Genomic DNA, 14,562 nt, shown 5'->3' with positions numbered 1-14,562 from the left:
TTTAATGCGACGCAAAACGCTTAAAACCTTTCAAAAAACCTTAGCTCCTTAGCGTCTTCGTGGCAAAAAAAAATACGTCATGACCTGTAGTGAAGGACTACATAAGCTGCACCAATTGTACCTAGAACTACAACACAAAGAAGACCAAGAAAAAAAACAAAACCAAGAAAAAAAAAAGAAACCATGGAAAAAGAGCCCACCAATTCAAAACACGACAACCTGAATCTAGCAAAGTATTTCACAATGCTGACCCCAGCATACACAACCCGTAAAAATTCCTACAACCTGCAATTCCACATACACGGTTATACGGATTTATTCTATTTGATCATAGATTTACTCAAAACGGCAATGTTGGCAATAGACGGTTTAGAAGCCAATAATGTAAAAGATGTGGGCAGAGAACAGTACATCGGAAGTCTGCTGAAAGTGATAGAAAAATTAATTCCTATTGATGAAGCCGCCTTGTTGGATGAATTACACGAGCAGTTTTGGGACGAACGGAGGGAATCCGATAAAGATGACGTAGAGGCTAAAACTTAATTGCAGTTTGATAAAATTTGTTAGACCATAAATTCTTTAAAAAGTGCAGTAAATTGTAAAAATAAGTTCGAGTGACTAATAGAAAAATCAAAATAACAGCTCCAAAGGACAGAAATTTCATCACAACTTCCACAATTATTTAAAAAAGGCCCACGGAAAAATAATCTAAATAGCTACTGTATAGATACTCCCTACTTCAAGTATAGATGAAGTATAGATAGTGTATGAAACGCGTATTCGGCAAAAAAGGCAAAACGTAGAAAATTTATCTAAATAATTCAATTTAGATAGAAAATAATAAAAAAGGGAATCAGGTAAAAAGGGGTAACCTAAGAAGTAAAATAAAAACAAAGATACTAAAGTTAGGGCAAATCCCCATAACACAAAACGCACCACTTCACAACTCACAACTCCCCACTCACCAAATTCCCCCTTATGGGGGTTAGGGCGCTACTTACCAATACAGAAATTAGCAAATATATTCCCAAGCAACTCATCATTAGTGACTTGGCCCGTAATTGTTCCAAACTCAAACAACGCCTCTTTAATATCAAGCGACATCAAATCAGCAGGTAAATCACTTTGCAATCCCCATTGCACTTTCTGAATTGCTTCCAAGGCCTTGATTAGCGAATCGTAGTGGCGTGAGTTCGTTACAATGGTCTCGTTATTCCGCAAAGCACCGGTATTTACAAAGGAAAGTAAGGTATTTTTGAGTTCGTCAACTCCTTCATTGTTTTTAGCAGAAAGCAGCAAAATACTAGGAATCTCTGTTTCCAGCTTTACAATTTCACGCTCAGAAAGTAAATCTTTTTTGTTCCCAATTATAACAAGGGGTTTTAACGGAAACTGATTCCTAATCCGTTCAATATCTCTTTTAACTTGTTCAATATTTTCTTCAGCAACAGTTCCCCCTTTGGGGGTCAGGGGGCTTAAATAAAGAACCACCTGTGCCTGTTCCATCTTCTCAAACGTCTTCTTAATTCCCATGCTTTCCACCACATCACTCGTCTCGCGAATCCCTGCCGTGTCAATAAATCGGAAACCAATACCGCCTATAACCAGTTCATCTTCAATCGTATCTCTAGTCGTTCCCGCAATTTCAGAAACCAAGGCCCGTTCTTCATTCAGCAACGCATTTAATAATGTAGATTTACCCACATTCGGTTCGCCTACAATCGCTACGGGAATACCGTTTTTAATCACATTTCCAACAGCAAACGAATCAATCAAACGTTTCAACACAAACTCAATTCGCGTCACCAACTCATTAAATTGCGTTCTATCGGCAAACTCCACATCTTCCTCTGCAAAGTCCAGTTCCAGTTCAATAAGCGAAGCAAAGTTCAACAACTCCTCGCGAAGTTTGGCAATTTCATTACTAAAACCACCCCGCATCTGCTGCATAGCAATTTGGTGAGAAGCTTCATTATCAGACGAAATCAAATCGGCAACGGCTTCCGCTTGCGATAAATCCAGTTTGCCATTTAAGAAAGCACGTAAAGTAAACTCCCCAGCTTGCGCCATTCGAGCCCCTTTTCTAAGCAACAACTGAATAATTTGCTGTTGAATAAACGGCGAACCGTGACACGAAATCTCAATCGTATGTTCGCCTGTATAAGAATTTGGACCTTTAAAAAGAGTTACTAATACTTGGTCCAAGGTTTTTTCACCATCCATAACATGACCCAAATGAACCGTATGTGTTTTCTGCTTCGTTAAATCTTTCCCCGAAACCGATTCAAACACCGAAGCGCCAATAGTTACCGCATCAGGTCCCGAAATCCGAACAACAGCAATCGCTCCAGCACCTGAAGGCGTCGCCAAAGCCACAATCGTATCTTGATAAATCATATAAATGTAATTTGGTGCAAAAGTACACATTTTCAGTCAAGCAATAAATAACTCCTTCCAACTAAAAAAATTTTCTGAATCACGGCTCTTGGGCATTCTTTTATCCATGTTCCCGCCATCCTCCCGTCCCGATGAAAAATCGGGGCTCCTTCCTGTCGGGGATAGTCAATCAATCAGAAGGCTTCTTTCATTCCACCGGCTTTCTTTTCCCAACAATCCCTCCACCCAAATCCATATTCCAACTATCTATTCCAAGCTCCCTCTCCTTTGGACAGGATTGGGGTGAGGAACTATTTCCTAATAATTACATAAAAATCAAATCTCAAAGCACCTTAAAAACAAAACTTTTATTAACTTTATGCATTAAAATCCATTCACCATCATAAGATTTAGGACTGATAACTCAAACCCACAACTCATAACCCACAACCCACCACCCACCACCCCAAACTCACACAACACTATGAAAAAAATCCTCTTTCCCACCGACTTTTCCGAAAAGGCAAACAATGCTTTTGTATATGCTTTGAAATGGGCCGAGAAATACGACGCCGAAATTGTGACTTTACACGTTTACGAACTCCCAATTTTGGACATGAGTTATGTGGACGTGCCCATCTACCAAGCGGAAGTGTATCAAAGTTTAGAACTCAATTCCTTTCAGAATTTTAAAGACCAGATTCCCATTTTGCGAGAAATCGCGAGCCGACACAAGCTTGAACACATTCAAATCAGTAATGTCCTATTAAGTGGCGATTTGGTTGCAAACATCTTACAACTGGTAGAATCAGAACACATCAACTTTGTAATCATGGGAACTTCCCGCGTCAGTGGTTTCACCGAAATGTTTCTTGGTACCAATACCGCAAGTGTCATGACGGGTAGTAACGCCTATGTGATAGGTATTCCAGATGATTCATCGTATCAACCCATTCATAAAATAGGGTTTACTACACAATTTACAGACGAAGACCAAGAAGCCCTGCGAAATCTTATTCCTATTGCTAAAAAGTTTGATGCCTCCATTGAATGCATTTACATAGAAACGGAAGGCAACGAAGTCAAAGACGTCATTGTCGCCGACTGGAAATTACTTTTTGCCGAACATAAAGTAACGTTCCATACGGTACGAAGCAAAGACGTAGAAGATTCTATTTTAGATTTTATCAAGTTGCACCGCATTAATTTATTAGCTGTTGCCAAACACAAACGCGGGTTTTGGGACAGTTTGTTCCACGTGAGTTTAACAAAGCAATTGGCCATGCACATCCATATTCCGCTTTTAGTCTTACACGACCAGTAATTTCTTAGTAATTCGCCAAGAGTTGTTTATATTTGTCGGAGTTTCAACAACAAAAAATATGTACAAGCAATTACAAGACGAATATAGAAGTCAACTTAAATCAATAATAACAAAGTACAACACCATCAGTCTGTTTAGATTAATGGTTGCTGTACTTTTTTTAGTGAATGCCTATTTAGCTATTGACGAATACCAAAATTACCATTTCTATATCGGTATTTTACTCGTTGCTCTTTTTCTTTATGTAATGCGATTTCACAAAACAATTGATACGCAAAGAAAGCTGACGCAAAACCTTTTGAAAATCAACACCACAGAATTAGAGTATCTGACTGAAAACAAACTGCCTTTTGAAAACGGTTCAGAACACATCGACTTCAAACACGAATATGCTTATGATTTAGATATTTTTGGTGCTGATTCCCTCTTTCAACACCTAAATAGAACGGCTACTTTTATGGGTAAGAAAACGCTAGCCAATCAATTACTGAACCAACAAACCCAAGAACAGATTCTGCTCAACCAGGAAGCGGTTCAGGAACTTGCTAAAGATTTGACTTGGCGTCAAGATTTTGAAGCCCATGCCAAAATGAGTAGCGATTCTGAAAAATTATATGCCAAACTCAAAACGTGGAGTAGTGCTCCAAGTGCTCCAATAGTTAGGTTTATGTACATTTTATCATTTGTAACGCCACTGCTTTTTGTATTGGCATTAGCCACTTATTTCGTTACGAAACAATATGTCTATCTTTCCATTAGTAGTTTTGTTTTTGTTTTCAACTTAGGAATTCTAGGCAACTTTTTCAAAAGGATTATGATTGAAAATGCCAATTCAGAAAGTATTGACAAAGCTTTGTTGCATTACAGTTCGTTACTTTCAAAAATTGAAAAGGCAGCATTTACTTCTACTTATTTGTCGACTTTACAAAGTCAATTGGTTCAAGACCATCAAAAGACTTCGCTGAAAATAAAAAAGCTGTCGGATTTGTTTGGACGATTGGACAGCATCGGAAACTTAGTTACTACACCAGTTTTTAACGGTACTTTTTTGTTTCACGTTCACACGTTAAAAGCGCTGATTGATTGGAAAAAACAAAACGGAAGTCAACTAATGAAAGCCATAGAAATTATGGGAGAAGTCGAAATGTTGAACAGCTTGGCTAATTTCGCATACAATAATCCCGAATATGCTTTTCCAAAATTGAATGATTCGTATCAAATTGAGTTTACCAATTTAAGCCATCCTTTGTTGAACAAAGAGAATAGAGTAGGGAACGACGTCGATTTTTCTAGACAGAATTTCATTATTCTTACCGGTTCAAATATGTCGGGGAAAAGTACGTTTTTGAGAAGCTTGGGTGTCAATATGGTTCTTGCAGCAACTGGAGCCCCGGTTTGTGCCGATGCAGCGAATGTGCATCCTTTGAAAGTCTTGGTTTCGATGCGACTTTCAGATTCGTTAACCGACAGTACTTCGTATTTCTTTGCCGAAATCAAGCGTTTGAAACAAATCATGGATAGTTTGCAAAACGAACGTTCTTTCGTGCTTTTAGATGAAATTCTTCGGGGTACTAACTCTGATGATAAGCGAAACGGAACGATTGAAGTGATTAAGAAAATGATTGCTAAAAATGCCATTGGTGCAATCGCCACCCATGATATTGAAGTGTGTTTGACTACCAACGACTACCCGAATCAACTTATTAATAAGTCGTTTGAGGTAGCAATAGTCGATAACGAATTGTACTTTGATTACAAGCTTCGCGATGGTATTTGCCAAAACAAAAGCGCTACATTCATCATGCAAAAATGGGGGGTGATTTAATTTCTTTTTAAATTATATTTTTTGTCTCGCAAAGTCGCAAAACATTATTTATATTGCTTTGCGTCTTGGCGACTTTACGAGATGTTGTTTAAAATATAAAGAATATAATTACGGCATTCGCAGCTATAATAAAATAATTTGAGTCCCTCCGTTTTTCCCACCTTTTAAACTCTTAACCTCTTAATCTTTTAACCTTCCTCAATTAATCAACTGTTAAACTTAAATTAAGCGTTCCTATTTTTCCTACAGCAATTCGTAATTTTAGGATTGCTAATGAAAAAATAAATAACTATTATGAGTATTCAAACCACGAATCCCTACACTAATAAAGTAGTAAAAAGCTTCAAACCTCTAAATGAAGATGAATTAGAACATAAAATTTCCGACGCTCACAAAGCGTTTGATACTTGGAAAACAACTCCCATTGCTGAACGAGCAAAATACCTGCTCAAAGTTTCTGAGTTGATGTTGGAACGCAAACAAGAACTCGCAAAAATCATCACACTGGAAATGGGGAAACTTATTGAGCAAAGTGAATCAGAGATTGAAATGTGTGCTTCCGTTTACGCTTATTTTGCTAATAACAGCGAGGCATTCCTCAAAGATAAAGAAGTACAAGATGATGGCGGAAAAGCCTTTATTCGTTACACGCCCAAAGGAGTAATTCTTGGTGTCGAACCTTGGAATTATCCCTTTAATCAAGTCGGTCGTTTGACAGCACCAAATTTGATGGCGGGAAATACGGTGGTCATAAAACATGCTTCCAATGTGCCACAATGTGCCCAAATGATTGAAGATTTGTTTCACGAAGCCGGTTTGCCAAAAGGCGTCTACACGAATTTATTTCTAGAAAGCAAACGAATTGCAAAACTTACAGCCGACCCACGAATTGTAGCCATGTCGCTAACAGGAAGTGAAAAAGCAGGTGCTAGTCTTGCTGAAAACGCAGGTAAAAACTTAAAGAAATCCATTCTTGAATTAGGAGGAAGCGATGCCTTTATTGTTTTAGAAGATGCTGATATGGATTTGGTGATGAAAGAAATAATGATTGGTCGTTTTGGAAATATGGGTCAAGCCTGTACTTCTTCGAAACGGATTATTATTCACGAGAGTTTAGCAGATGAATTTACTGAGAAACTAAAAAAGGAATTGTCAATACTAAAAGACGGCGACCCGATGGATAAAGCAACAACGATTTCTCCAATGGTAAGCCAAGAAGCGGCTGAACATTTACTAGAGCAAGTGACGGATACGGTGAATGCGGGAGCCAAATTAATTGTGGGAGGAAAGTTGATGCAAAGAGAAGGCGCCTTTTTTGAACCTACGATTATCACGGATATTACCTCACAAATGCGAGCGTATCACGAAGAATTATTCGGACCTGTTGCTGCAATTTACCGTGTGAAAAATCAGGAGGAAGCGATTAAATTGGCTAATGATTCGACTTTTGGTTTAGGAGGTTCGGTATTTAGCGAAGATATTGACAGGGCAATTGAAGTGGCCAGTTTGATTGATACGGGAATGGTTTTCATCAACGAACATTCGGCTTCAAAACCGGATTTACCTTTTGGAGGAACGAAACGTTCGGGTTATGGTACAGAATTGTCGCCTTCAGCAGTTACTGAATTTGTCAATGAGAAATTGATTCGGATTAAGAATAGATAAAAACATTCAGAAATAGAATATAAGTAAACCGTAGCATCACACTACGGTTTGTTTTTGTAAAATCATTTGATTAGGACTGGTTTTACTCCCATTTATTTTCAAGTTTCCCTATGGTATGGAAAGTAGGATACCAATGCACATTCAAGTTTCTATATAGAAAGATGAGTTCTATAATTGGGCTATAAAGTCTCCAGTTAGAGCGCATTTTGAAACAAATAAACCGTAGCATTACACTACGGTTTTTTCAATATTAAATCTTTAAAGTTTTCTATTAGTTATTCAACATCACTGGCATCACTAACATAGTTACTGTTTCGCCATCTTCTAAACCGTCAATTGGTGTTAGAATTCCAGCACGATTAGGCAACGACATTTCCAACATGATTTCGTCTGATTGTAAGTTGGTCAACATTTCTGTTAAGAAACGAGAGTTGAACCCAATTTGCATGTCATCACCTTGGTAATCACACGTCAAACGTTCTTCGGCTTTGTTAGAATAATCAATGTCTTCTGCAGAAATATTCAATTCTGTTCCTGCAATTTTCAAACGAATTTGGTGTGTAGTTTTGTTAGAGAAAATCGCCACACGTTTTACTGAACTCAACAATTGTTGTCTGTCAATCAATAATTTGTTTGGGTTTTCTTTTGGAATAACCGCTTCGTAATTTGGATATTTTCCATCTATTAAACGACACATCAACACGTAATTGTCAAAAGAGAACGTCGCATTGGAGTCGTTGTATTCAATCTTGATTTCTGCATCAGAAGTAGAAAGAATATTCTTTAAAATGGTCAATGGTTTTTTAGGCATAATAAAATCAGCTACTTGAGAGGCGGTTACATCTGTTCGTGCATATTTTACTAATTTATGAGCGTCTGTTGCTACGAAAATCAATCCTTCTGGTGAAAACTGGAAGAAAACCCCCGACATTACCGGACGTAAATCATCGTTTCCTGCTGCGAAAATGGTTTTGCTAACGGCTGTGGCCAAAACACCAGCGGGAACTAAAGTAACGGATGGGTCTTCTAATTGAACTGATTTAGGAAACTCGTCACCTGGAGCATACGCCAATGCATATTTCCCTGAATTTGAGCTAATTTCAATCGTACTATTTTCTTCAACGGTAAAGGTCAAAGGTTGTTCTGGAAAGGTTTTTAAAATTTCCAATAGTAATTTAGCGGGTACAGCAACGCTTCCTGTACTTGTTGAATCGATATCAATTGTAGATGACATCGTCGTTTCCAAATCGGATGCGGAAACAGTCAAAAGGGTGTTATTTAATTCAAACAAAAAGTTATCTAGAATTGGTAAAGTATTGTTACTGTTGATAACGCTACCCAAAACTTGCAATTGTTTTAATAAGTACGAACTCGATACGATGAACTTCATTTTCATTTATTTTTATATTTAAAGCTTTCAAAGCCAAAAATTTTATATTGCACAAATATATCTTAATCTAACCAAATATCTAAAAGAAATTTATCAAAATTTTACTGATAGCGTCTTTTCCGAATGTAGGTAAAAGCAAATCCAAATACAACGAGTAATACAATTGGCAACCCGACAGTTACAATTTGCGACAGCGTATATTTTTCATTTACTTTTTGCTCGTCCAATAAAGGTAGCTCGATATTTTTACTTCGTATGTTAATCAATCCATCATCATCCAGTAAATAATTGATACTGTTGATTAAAAAATCTTTATTGCCATAAATTTGTTGGGTCCACTGGTCGTAACCGTTTTGAACCGGTTTTTTATTGATGTAATTGTAATTTACAATATCACCATCGGCAATGACAATCATTTTAGTAGCAACGCCTTGGTCTTTGTTATCACTGATTTTAAAAGGTTTAATACGATTGTTGAAAGCAGAAGTAAAGTTTCCTTCCAATAAGGTTCCAATAATTTGATTTCCTTCATTGAATTTACTTTCGTCTAAATCATCCATGAATTGGTTCAAATTAACTAAAAGTGGTGCTCCAACGGGTTTGGACTGTGGCGAACTTTTTAATAAAACCGTTTTCTTAATACCGTTATTCAACGTATCCATTTGATTGGCAAATTCCAGTTTAACCAAATTTATATTTTTATTTATCGGATGGTTTTCTTCCGAACGAATAATAGGTGAATACAGCCAATCAATCGGGAAATCTTCACCCGTAGGCGATTGAGCCGTTACTGGTGTGGAAAGTAAATCTTGGATTAAACGAGGGTTTATTCTAACTCCATATTTGAAAAACATATCGTCTAAATTCAAATTCCGTGGATAGGCTAAGGATTGGCGTTCTTCGTTGTACAAACTGTCTAAATCAATGGAGACTTGATCCATCAGCCACATTGTTTTTCCGCCTTGCATCACATATTGGTCTAAAATGTACTTTTCTTCGTCCGAAAATGCTTGTGTTGGTTTTACAATTAAGGCCATGTCAAAACGCTTTAAATTTGCTAAAGTCTTCGGCAAATCATTGGTCAGTGAATCCAAATTGAATTCGCCTAAAGCGTAATATTCTTTAGCATTCAGCAATAAATCCGACATGTATTTATCTGAAATTTCGCCGTTTCCTTTCAAGATGGCGATTTTCTTTTTCTGTGTAGAAATCAATTTGGTTATCGCATCGGTAAACGCATATTCCAACAATTGAACTGATTTATTAATGTTTTCTTCTGGTTTATTTCCGTAATTATTTACCAGAAGTGGTATCCTTACAGATTTTTCGCCAATATTAGCAATCGCCCACGGAAATATCTGAATCAACTCCTTTTTACCTTTGTTGTTCTGGTTGATGTTAGTAGGAGTAAAGCCGTATCCAATTAATTCAGAAGTAAACTGTTCCGCATTCGAAGCATCGCCGTTTGGGTTGTTGAATTTGAAAATGATGTTGCTGTTGTAGGCTTTGTATTCTTCTAGTAATTGATAGGTTTCGCTTTGCAAACGTTTAAATTCCACAGGAAAATCACCGTCTAGAAAAACGTCGATATTTATCGGTTCTTTTACATTTTTCAATGTATTTAAAGTTGTTTCAGACAAAGTGTACCTTTTATCTGAAGTTAAGTCAAAGCGCTTAAAAAATTGAGCGCTTAAAGCGTTTACAACAATTAAAATAACGATAATTACCGCTAATTGCTTGATATTATTTTTAGTATATGTCGTCATTAGTGTTTTAGTGCTTTTAATTTATAAACCGTCAGTGCTAAAAACAAAACCGTGATACTCACGAAATAAAGGATATCTCTAGTGTCTAAAACGCCTCTTGCCATACTTTTAAAATGAGCATCCATCCCAATTCCTGAAACGGTTGATTGAAAATCTCCAAAGTAACTGGCAATACCTTCAAAACCAAAGTAGAAAATGAAACATAAAAACACGGCTAGAATAAATGCTACAATTTGATTATCAGAAAGAGTAGAAGTAAAAATACCGATAGCGGCATAAGCGGCAATTAGGAAAAAGAGTCCGAAATAGGAACCAAGTGTACTTCCTAAATCGATGTTTCCTTCAGGCAAACCAAGTCCGTAAATGACCCAAACGTATAGTAAAGTTGGAATTATCGCAATGAAGATTAAAAGTAAAGCAGCGAAAAATTTTCCGTTTACGATTGAAGCTATGGAAAGAGGTTTGGTTAACAAAAGTTCTAATGTTCCTTGCTTTTTTTCATCCGAAAAACTCCGCATCGTTACCGCTGGAATTAAGAAAATCAAAATCCAAGGTGCCAATGTAAAAAACGGACTTAAATCAGCAAACCCACTGTTTAAAATATTGAATTCACCATCAAAAACCCAAAGAAACAAGCCGTTGAGTAGCAGAAAAATCGCAATGACCAAATAACCTATTGGCGAACCAAAAAAAGAATTTATTTCTCGTAATAAAATGGCTTTCATTATTTTTTGTTTAAAAGTTTAAAGTTTCAAGTTCAAAGTTTATCGAGTCAATTTTAAACTAAAGAAACCAATTTGTCAACACTCCAAGCTTCTGGTTTTGCATTAAAAAGTTTCTTGGTAAATGCCCAAACATCTATAAACAATTCCGAATGTCTGTAGTTTTCTAAATCAGATTCATTTTCCCAATAACTATAGGTAAAGAAGATATCCGGATTATTTTTATCCTGATACAATTCAAGTAAACGGTTTCCGGGTGCATTTCGTATTTTTTCTTTATTTTCTTCAAAATTTTCCAAAAAGGCAGGAACTTGTTCTTGATGAAATGATAACTTGACGATACGTACAAACATATATTTTATTATTTTATTTAAAAATGATTTCAACCGTGTCGCGGTAGTTTAGTCCAAATAAACTAGAAGCACTTCCCAATGATTTCGGATTACTTCTAAAAACGCCTAATTCCAAATAATTGGCTTCATTGAAAATCGCTACTTTTTCTCCTTCATAATTACTGACAGAAAAGGCATTGTTATTTGCAATGTCTGAATATTTTGCATAAATGGTTTTTATTGCTTTTTTACTTTTTGGACTTGTTTTAGCATTAAAAAAAATCTCATACGGACGATTTTGTCCCAAATCTAAAAACATTTTTTTTGTAATATTCGTCACAACATTACCAAAATGGTCAATATAAATGACACATCCTTTAATGGTGGAATTGTTTTCGATAGTAGCTTGCAATTGTGTCAAATCTTTTAAAGCAGAAATTTCTTTACCAATTACATTTAGCAATCCTCCTTTAGCTAAATGCGTGGCAACGGTGACAAAAACATCTAACGTACTCGCTTCAATGTCTAAACGGTCGTGAATATTTATGGCAAATATTTTTTGTGGAATTATTTTTTGTGTCAAAATACTCAAAATACCGTTATCTGCCGCAATAAAATAATGGTCGTTCCACTGCATCGCGATGTGTTTGTTTTCATTGTTCATTTCAGCATCAACACCAATTAAATGAACAGTTCCTTTAGGAAAACTACCATAAGCGGATTCAATTATATAACTTGCTTCTGCAATATTAAACGCATCAACGCCGTGTGAAATGTCAATTATTTTAGCATTAGGTAGTTGCGAAATTACTTTACCCTTCAACGCACCCACAAAGTGGTCCTTCAATCCATAATCGGTCGTGAGGGTAATTATTGACATAAATTTGTTGAATATTATAAATATTGTTTCTCAAAAAATGCTAAATTTGAGAAACGCAAAGCTAATAATTATCATCGACTATTTTTAATTAAATACTACTCCATTTGAACGAAAGAACTATTGAACTCGTAGACATTGCTCCAAAAGATTTTTGGGGTGCTCAAGATATACATCTTGAAACGATTAGAAAATATTATCCAAAGCTGAAAATTGTCGCTCGAGGTACTACCTTGAAAGCCTTTGGTGAAAAAGAAGTTTTAGACGAATTTGAAAAACGCTTTAACCGACTTTTGGTTCACTTTTCTCGCTACAACCGCATTGATAACAACGTCATTGAACGCGTAATTGAGGGAGAAAGTCATCAAACCGAACGCATGGCTGATATGGACAAAATATTAGTGCACGGTGTGGCCGGAAAAATCATCAAAGCGATGACACCCAACCAGATGCTTCTCGTGGATACCATGAATAAGAACGACATGGTTTTTGCTGTTGGTCCTGCTGGAACAGGTAAAACCTACACAGGAGTTGCCATGGCGGTGAAAGCGTTGAAAGAAAAGCAAGTGAAGCGAATCATCTTGACACGTCCTGCAGTAGAAGCGGGTGAAAATCTTGGTTTTTTGCCTGGTGATATGAAAGAGAAGTTAGATCCGTATATGCAACCGCTTTACGACGCTTTACGTGATATGTTGCCCAATGAAAAATTAGAAGATTACATTTTGAAAGGGATTATTCAAATTGCTCCATTGGCATTTATGAGAGGGAGAACGCTCGATCATGCTTTTGTGATTTTAGACGAAGCACAAAATACGACGCATTCTCAAATGAAAATGTTTTTGACACGTATGGGAAAAAGTGCGAAGTTTATGATTACAGGTGATCCAGGTCAGGTTGATTTGCCAAGGCGAACGATTTCAGGACTTAAAGAAGCTTTACTGGTTTTGAAAGACGTGGAAGGAATCGGTATAATCTATTTAGATGATAAAGATATTGTTCGCCACCGATTGGTCAAAAAAGTAATTGATGCTTACAAGCAAATTGAAAATATTGAATAAATTTCAAATTAAGAGAAAAAGACACTTTATATAGGTGTCTTTTTTGATAAATTTGCAGTCATAAAACAACAACAACAACAACAACAACAACAACACAACTACAATGAGCTCTACAATAACTGCGACTGATTTTAATTTCCCCAACCAGAAAAATGTGTATCATGGTAAAGTACGTGATGTCTACAATATTAATGATGAATTATTGGTCATGATTGCCACTGATCGACTTTCAGCTTTTGATGTGGTTTTGCCAAAAGGAATTCCCTATAAAGGTCAAATTCTGAACCAAATTGCAACTAAAATGATGGATTTGACGCATGATTTAGTGCCAAATTGGTTGATTGCCACACCAGATCCTAATGTTGCCATTGGACATTTATGTGAGCCATTTAAAGTCGAAATGGTGATTCGCGGATATCTTGCAGGTCATGCGGCAAGAGAGTATGCTTCAGGAAAAAGAAGTCTTTGCGGCGTTTATATGCAAGAAAATTTAAACGAAAACGACGCTTTTCCTGAACCTATTATTACACCTTCAACAAAAGCAGATAATGGTTCGCACGACGAAGATATTTCGCGCGAAGATATTATTTCAAAAGGAATTGTTTCTGAAGAAGATTATCTGGTTTTAGAACATTATACTAGAAGTCTTTTTCAAAGAGGAACGGTGATTGCAAAAGCTAGCGGATTGATATTAGTGGATACTAAGTATGAATTTGGAAAAACCAAAGATGGAAAAATAGTATTAATTGATGAAATTCATACACCAGATTCCTCTCGCTATTTTTATGCTGATGGTTATCAAGAACGTCAAAATAAAGGAGAAGAACAGAAACAATTGTCTAAAGAATTTGTCAGACAATGGTTGATTTCAGAAGGTTTTCAAGGCAAAGAAGGACAGAAAATTCCTGAAATGACGGAAAATTATGTGGATTCCGTTTCTGAAAGATATATTGAATTATACGAAAAAATTGCAGGACAGGAATTTGTAAAAGCTGATATTTCGGATATTAATAAGCGCATCGAACAAAATATTTTAAATTATCTTGAAAAGCATATTAAATAGATACAATTAAAACCGCTATCATAGCGGTTTTTTTTATGTTTACAAAACCAAAATGGGTTGCTTTAGGAGACCATTTTTGTATTAGCGATAATCAATAATCAATAATAAATATTAGAATAATTTATAATTTGTTAAAAAATAGTTAAAATTAAGTTTAACAGTAA

At 36.2% G+C, this 14,562-nt stretch carries 12 protein-coding genes; 6 read left to right on the top strand and 6 right to left on the bottom strand.

Translation table 11 applies throughout. From position 1 onward, the window contains the following. Positions 1-183: 183 nt before the first annotated feature. Positions 184-543 (top strand): hypothetical protein, encoded by a 360-nt coding sequence (locus ACQ5J2_RS14330; protein ID WP_432671142.1) that lies wholly within the window; start codon positions 184-186, stop codon positions 541-543. Between the two features lie 450 nt (positions 544-993). Here the strand turns inward: ACQ5J2_RS14330 and mnmE are convergent, their stop codons facing one another. Beyond that, positions 994-2,397 carry a tRNA uridine-5-carboxymethylaminomethyl(34) synthesis GTPase MnmE gene (mnmE, locus tag ACQ5J2_RS14325; protein ID WP_432671141.1) on the bottom strand — a complete coding sequence of 468 codons (1,404 nt, stop codon included), beginning with the start codon at positions 2,395-2,397 and terminating at the stop codon, positions 994-996. 463 nt (positions 2,398-2,860) lie between these two features. Between mnmE and ACQ5J2_RS14320 the strand changes: the two genes are divergently transcribed. The 3 genes from ACQ5J2_RS14320 (at position 2,861) to ACQ5J2_RS14310 (ending at position 7,190) form a co-directional block, all read left to right on the top strand. After that, positions 2,861-3,700, top strand: coding sequence for a universal stress protein (locus ACQ5J2_RS14320; protein WP_432671140.1), 840 nt, complete (start codon positions 2,861-2,863; stop codon positions 3,698-3,700). 58 nt (positions 3,701-3,758) lie between these two features. Then, complete coding sequence (locus ACQ5J2_RS14315; protein WP_432671139.1) at positions 3,759-5,525, top strand: MutS-related protein; 1,767 nt, start codon at positions 3,759-3,761, stop codon at positions 5,523-5,525. 294 nt (positions 5,526-5,819) lie between these two features. Next, on the top strand, positions 5,820-7,190 hold the full coding sequence (locus ACQ5J2_RS14310; protein WP_432671138.1) for an NAD-dependent succinate-semialdehyde dehydrogenase: 1,371 nt from the start codon (positions 5,820-5,822) through the stop codon (positions 7,188-7,190). Positions 7,191-7,461: 271 nt separating this feature from the next. On the opposite strand, the gene dnaN is transcribed toward ACQ5J2_RS14310, so the two are convergent. The 5 genes from dnaN to ACQ5J2_RS14285 form a co-directional block, all read right to left on the bottom strand. Further along, entirely contained in the window at positions 7,462-8,580 is a 1,119-nt protein-coding gene (gene dnaN, locus ACQ5J2_RS14305; RefSeq protein ID WP_432671137.1) for a DNA polymerase III subunit beta, read from the bottom strand. 101 nt (positions 8,581-8,681) lie between these two features. Further along, on the bottom strand, positions 8,682-10,346 hold the full coding sequence (gene gldG / locus ACQ5J2_RS14300) for a gliding motility-associated ABC transporter substrate-binding protein GldG (RefSeq protein ID WP_432671136.1): 1,665 nt from the start codon (positions 10,344-10,346) through the stop codon (positions 8,682-8,684). After that, positions 10,346-11,071: a gliding motility-associated ABC transporter permease subunit GldF gene (gene gldF / locus ACQ5J2_RS14295; protein ID WP_432671135.1), complete on the bottom strand. Its 726-nt coding sequence runs from the start codon at positions 11,069-11,071 to the stop codon at positions 10,346-10,348. Before gldF ends, gldG begins: the two co-directional genes overlap by 1 nt. A gap of 53 nt (positions 11,072-11,124) precedes the next feature. After that, the gene (locus ACQ5J2_RS14290; RefSeq protein WP_432671134.1) at positions 11,125-11,421 is read right to left on the bottom strand and encodes a putative quinol monooxygenase; all 297 of its coding nucleotides are present in this window, start codon (positions 11,419-11,421) and stop codon (positions 11,125-11,127) included. Positions 11,422-11,434: 13 nt separating this feature from the next. Continuing rightward, positions 11,435-12,280, bottom strand: coding sequence for an SAM hydrolase/SAM-dependent halogenase family protein (locus tag ACQ5J2_RS14285; RefSeq protein ID WP_432671133.1), 846 nt, complete (start codon positions 12,278-12,280; stop codon positions 11,435-11,437). A gap of 104 nt (positions 12,281-12,384) precedes the next feature. Between ACQ5J2_RS14285 and ACQ5J2_RS14280 the strand changes: the two genes are divergently transcribed. Both ACQ5J2_RS14280 and ACQ5J2_RS14275 read left to right on the top strand, forming a co-directional pair. Beyond that, positions 12,385-13,335, top strand: coding sequence for a PhoH family protein (locus tag ACQ5J2_RS14280; protein ID WP_432671132.1), 951 nt, complete (start codon positions 12,385-12,387; stop codon positions 13,333-13,335). A gap of 103 nt (positions 13,336-13,438) precedes the next feature. Beyond that, on the top strand, positions 13,439-14,398 hold the full coding sequence (locus ACQ5J2_RS14275) for a phosphoribosylaminoimidazolesuccinocarboxamide synthase (RefSeq protein WP_432671131.1): 960 nt from the start codon (positions 13,439-13,441) through the stop codon (positions 14,396-14,398). Positions 14,399-14,562 lie beyond the last annotated feature (164 nt).

Source organism: Flavobacterium sp. SM2513 (assembly GCF_050908145.1).
Taxonomy (GTDB): domain Bacteria; phylum Bacteroidota; class Bacteroidia; order Flavobacteriales; family Flavobacteriaceae; genus Flavobacterium.
This window is presented reverse-complemented; position numbering and strand designations above follow the sequence as displayed.

Bases quoted from the DNA above. Each gene is read 5' to 3' on its own strand.
- gldG (WP_432671136.1), bottom strand. From the start codon at position 10,346: ATGACGACATATACTAAAAATAATATCAAGCAATTAGCGGTAATTATC.
- ACQ5J2_RS14330 (WP_432671142.1), top strand. From the start codon at position 184: ATGGAAAAAGAGCCCACCAATTCAAAACACGACAACCTGAATCTAGCA.
- ACQ5J2_RS14310 (WP_432671138.1), top strand. From the start codon at position 5,820: ATGAGTATTCAAACCACGAATCCCTACACTAATAAAGTAGTAAAAAGC.
- ACQ5J2_RS14320 (WP_432671140.1), top strand. From the start codon at position 2,861: ATGAAAAAAATCCTCTTTCCCACCGACTTTTCCGAAAAGGCAAACAAT.
- ACQ5J2_RS14315 (WP_432671139.1), top strand. From the start codon at position 3,759: ATGTACAAGCAATTACAAGACGAATATAGAAGTCAACTTAAATCAATA.
- ACQ5J2_RS14275 (WP_432671131.1), top strand. From the start codon at position 13,439: ATGAGCTCTACAATAACTGCGACTGATTTTAATTTCCCCAACCAGAAA.
- gldF (WP_432671135.1), bottom strand. From the start codon at position 11,071: ATGAAAGCCATTTTATTACGAGAAATAAATTCTTTTTTTGGTTCGCCA.
- dnaN (WP_432671137.1), bottom strand. From the start codon at position 8,580: ATGAAGTTCATCGTATCGAGTTCGTACTTATTAAAACAATTGCAAGTT.
- ACQ5J2_RS14290 (WP_432671134.1), bottom strand. From the start codon at position 11,421: ATGTTTGTACGTATCGTCAAGTTATCATTTCATCAAGAACAAGTTCCT.
- ACQ5J2_RS14285 (WP_432671133.1), bottom strand. From the start codon at position 12,280: ATGTCAATAATTACCCTCACGACCGATTATGGATTGAAGGACCACTTT.
- mnmE (WP_432671141.1), bottom strand. From the start codon at position 2,397: ATGATTTATCAAGATACGATTGTGGCTTTGGCGACGCCTTCAGGTGCT.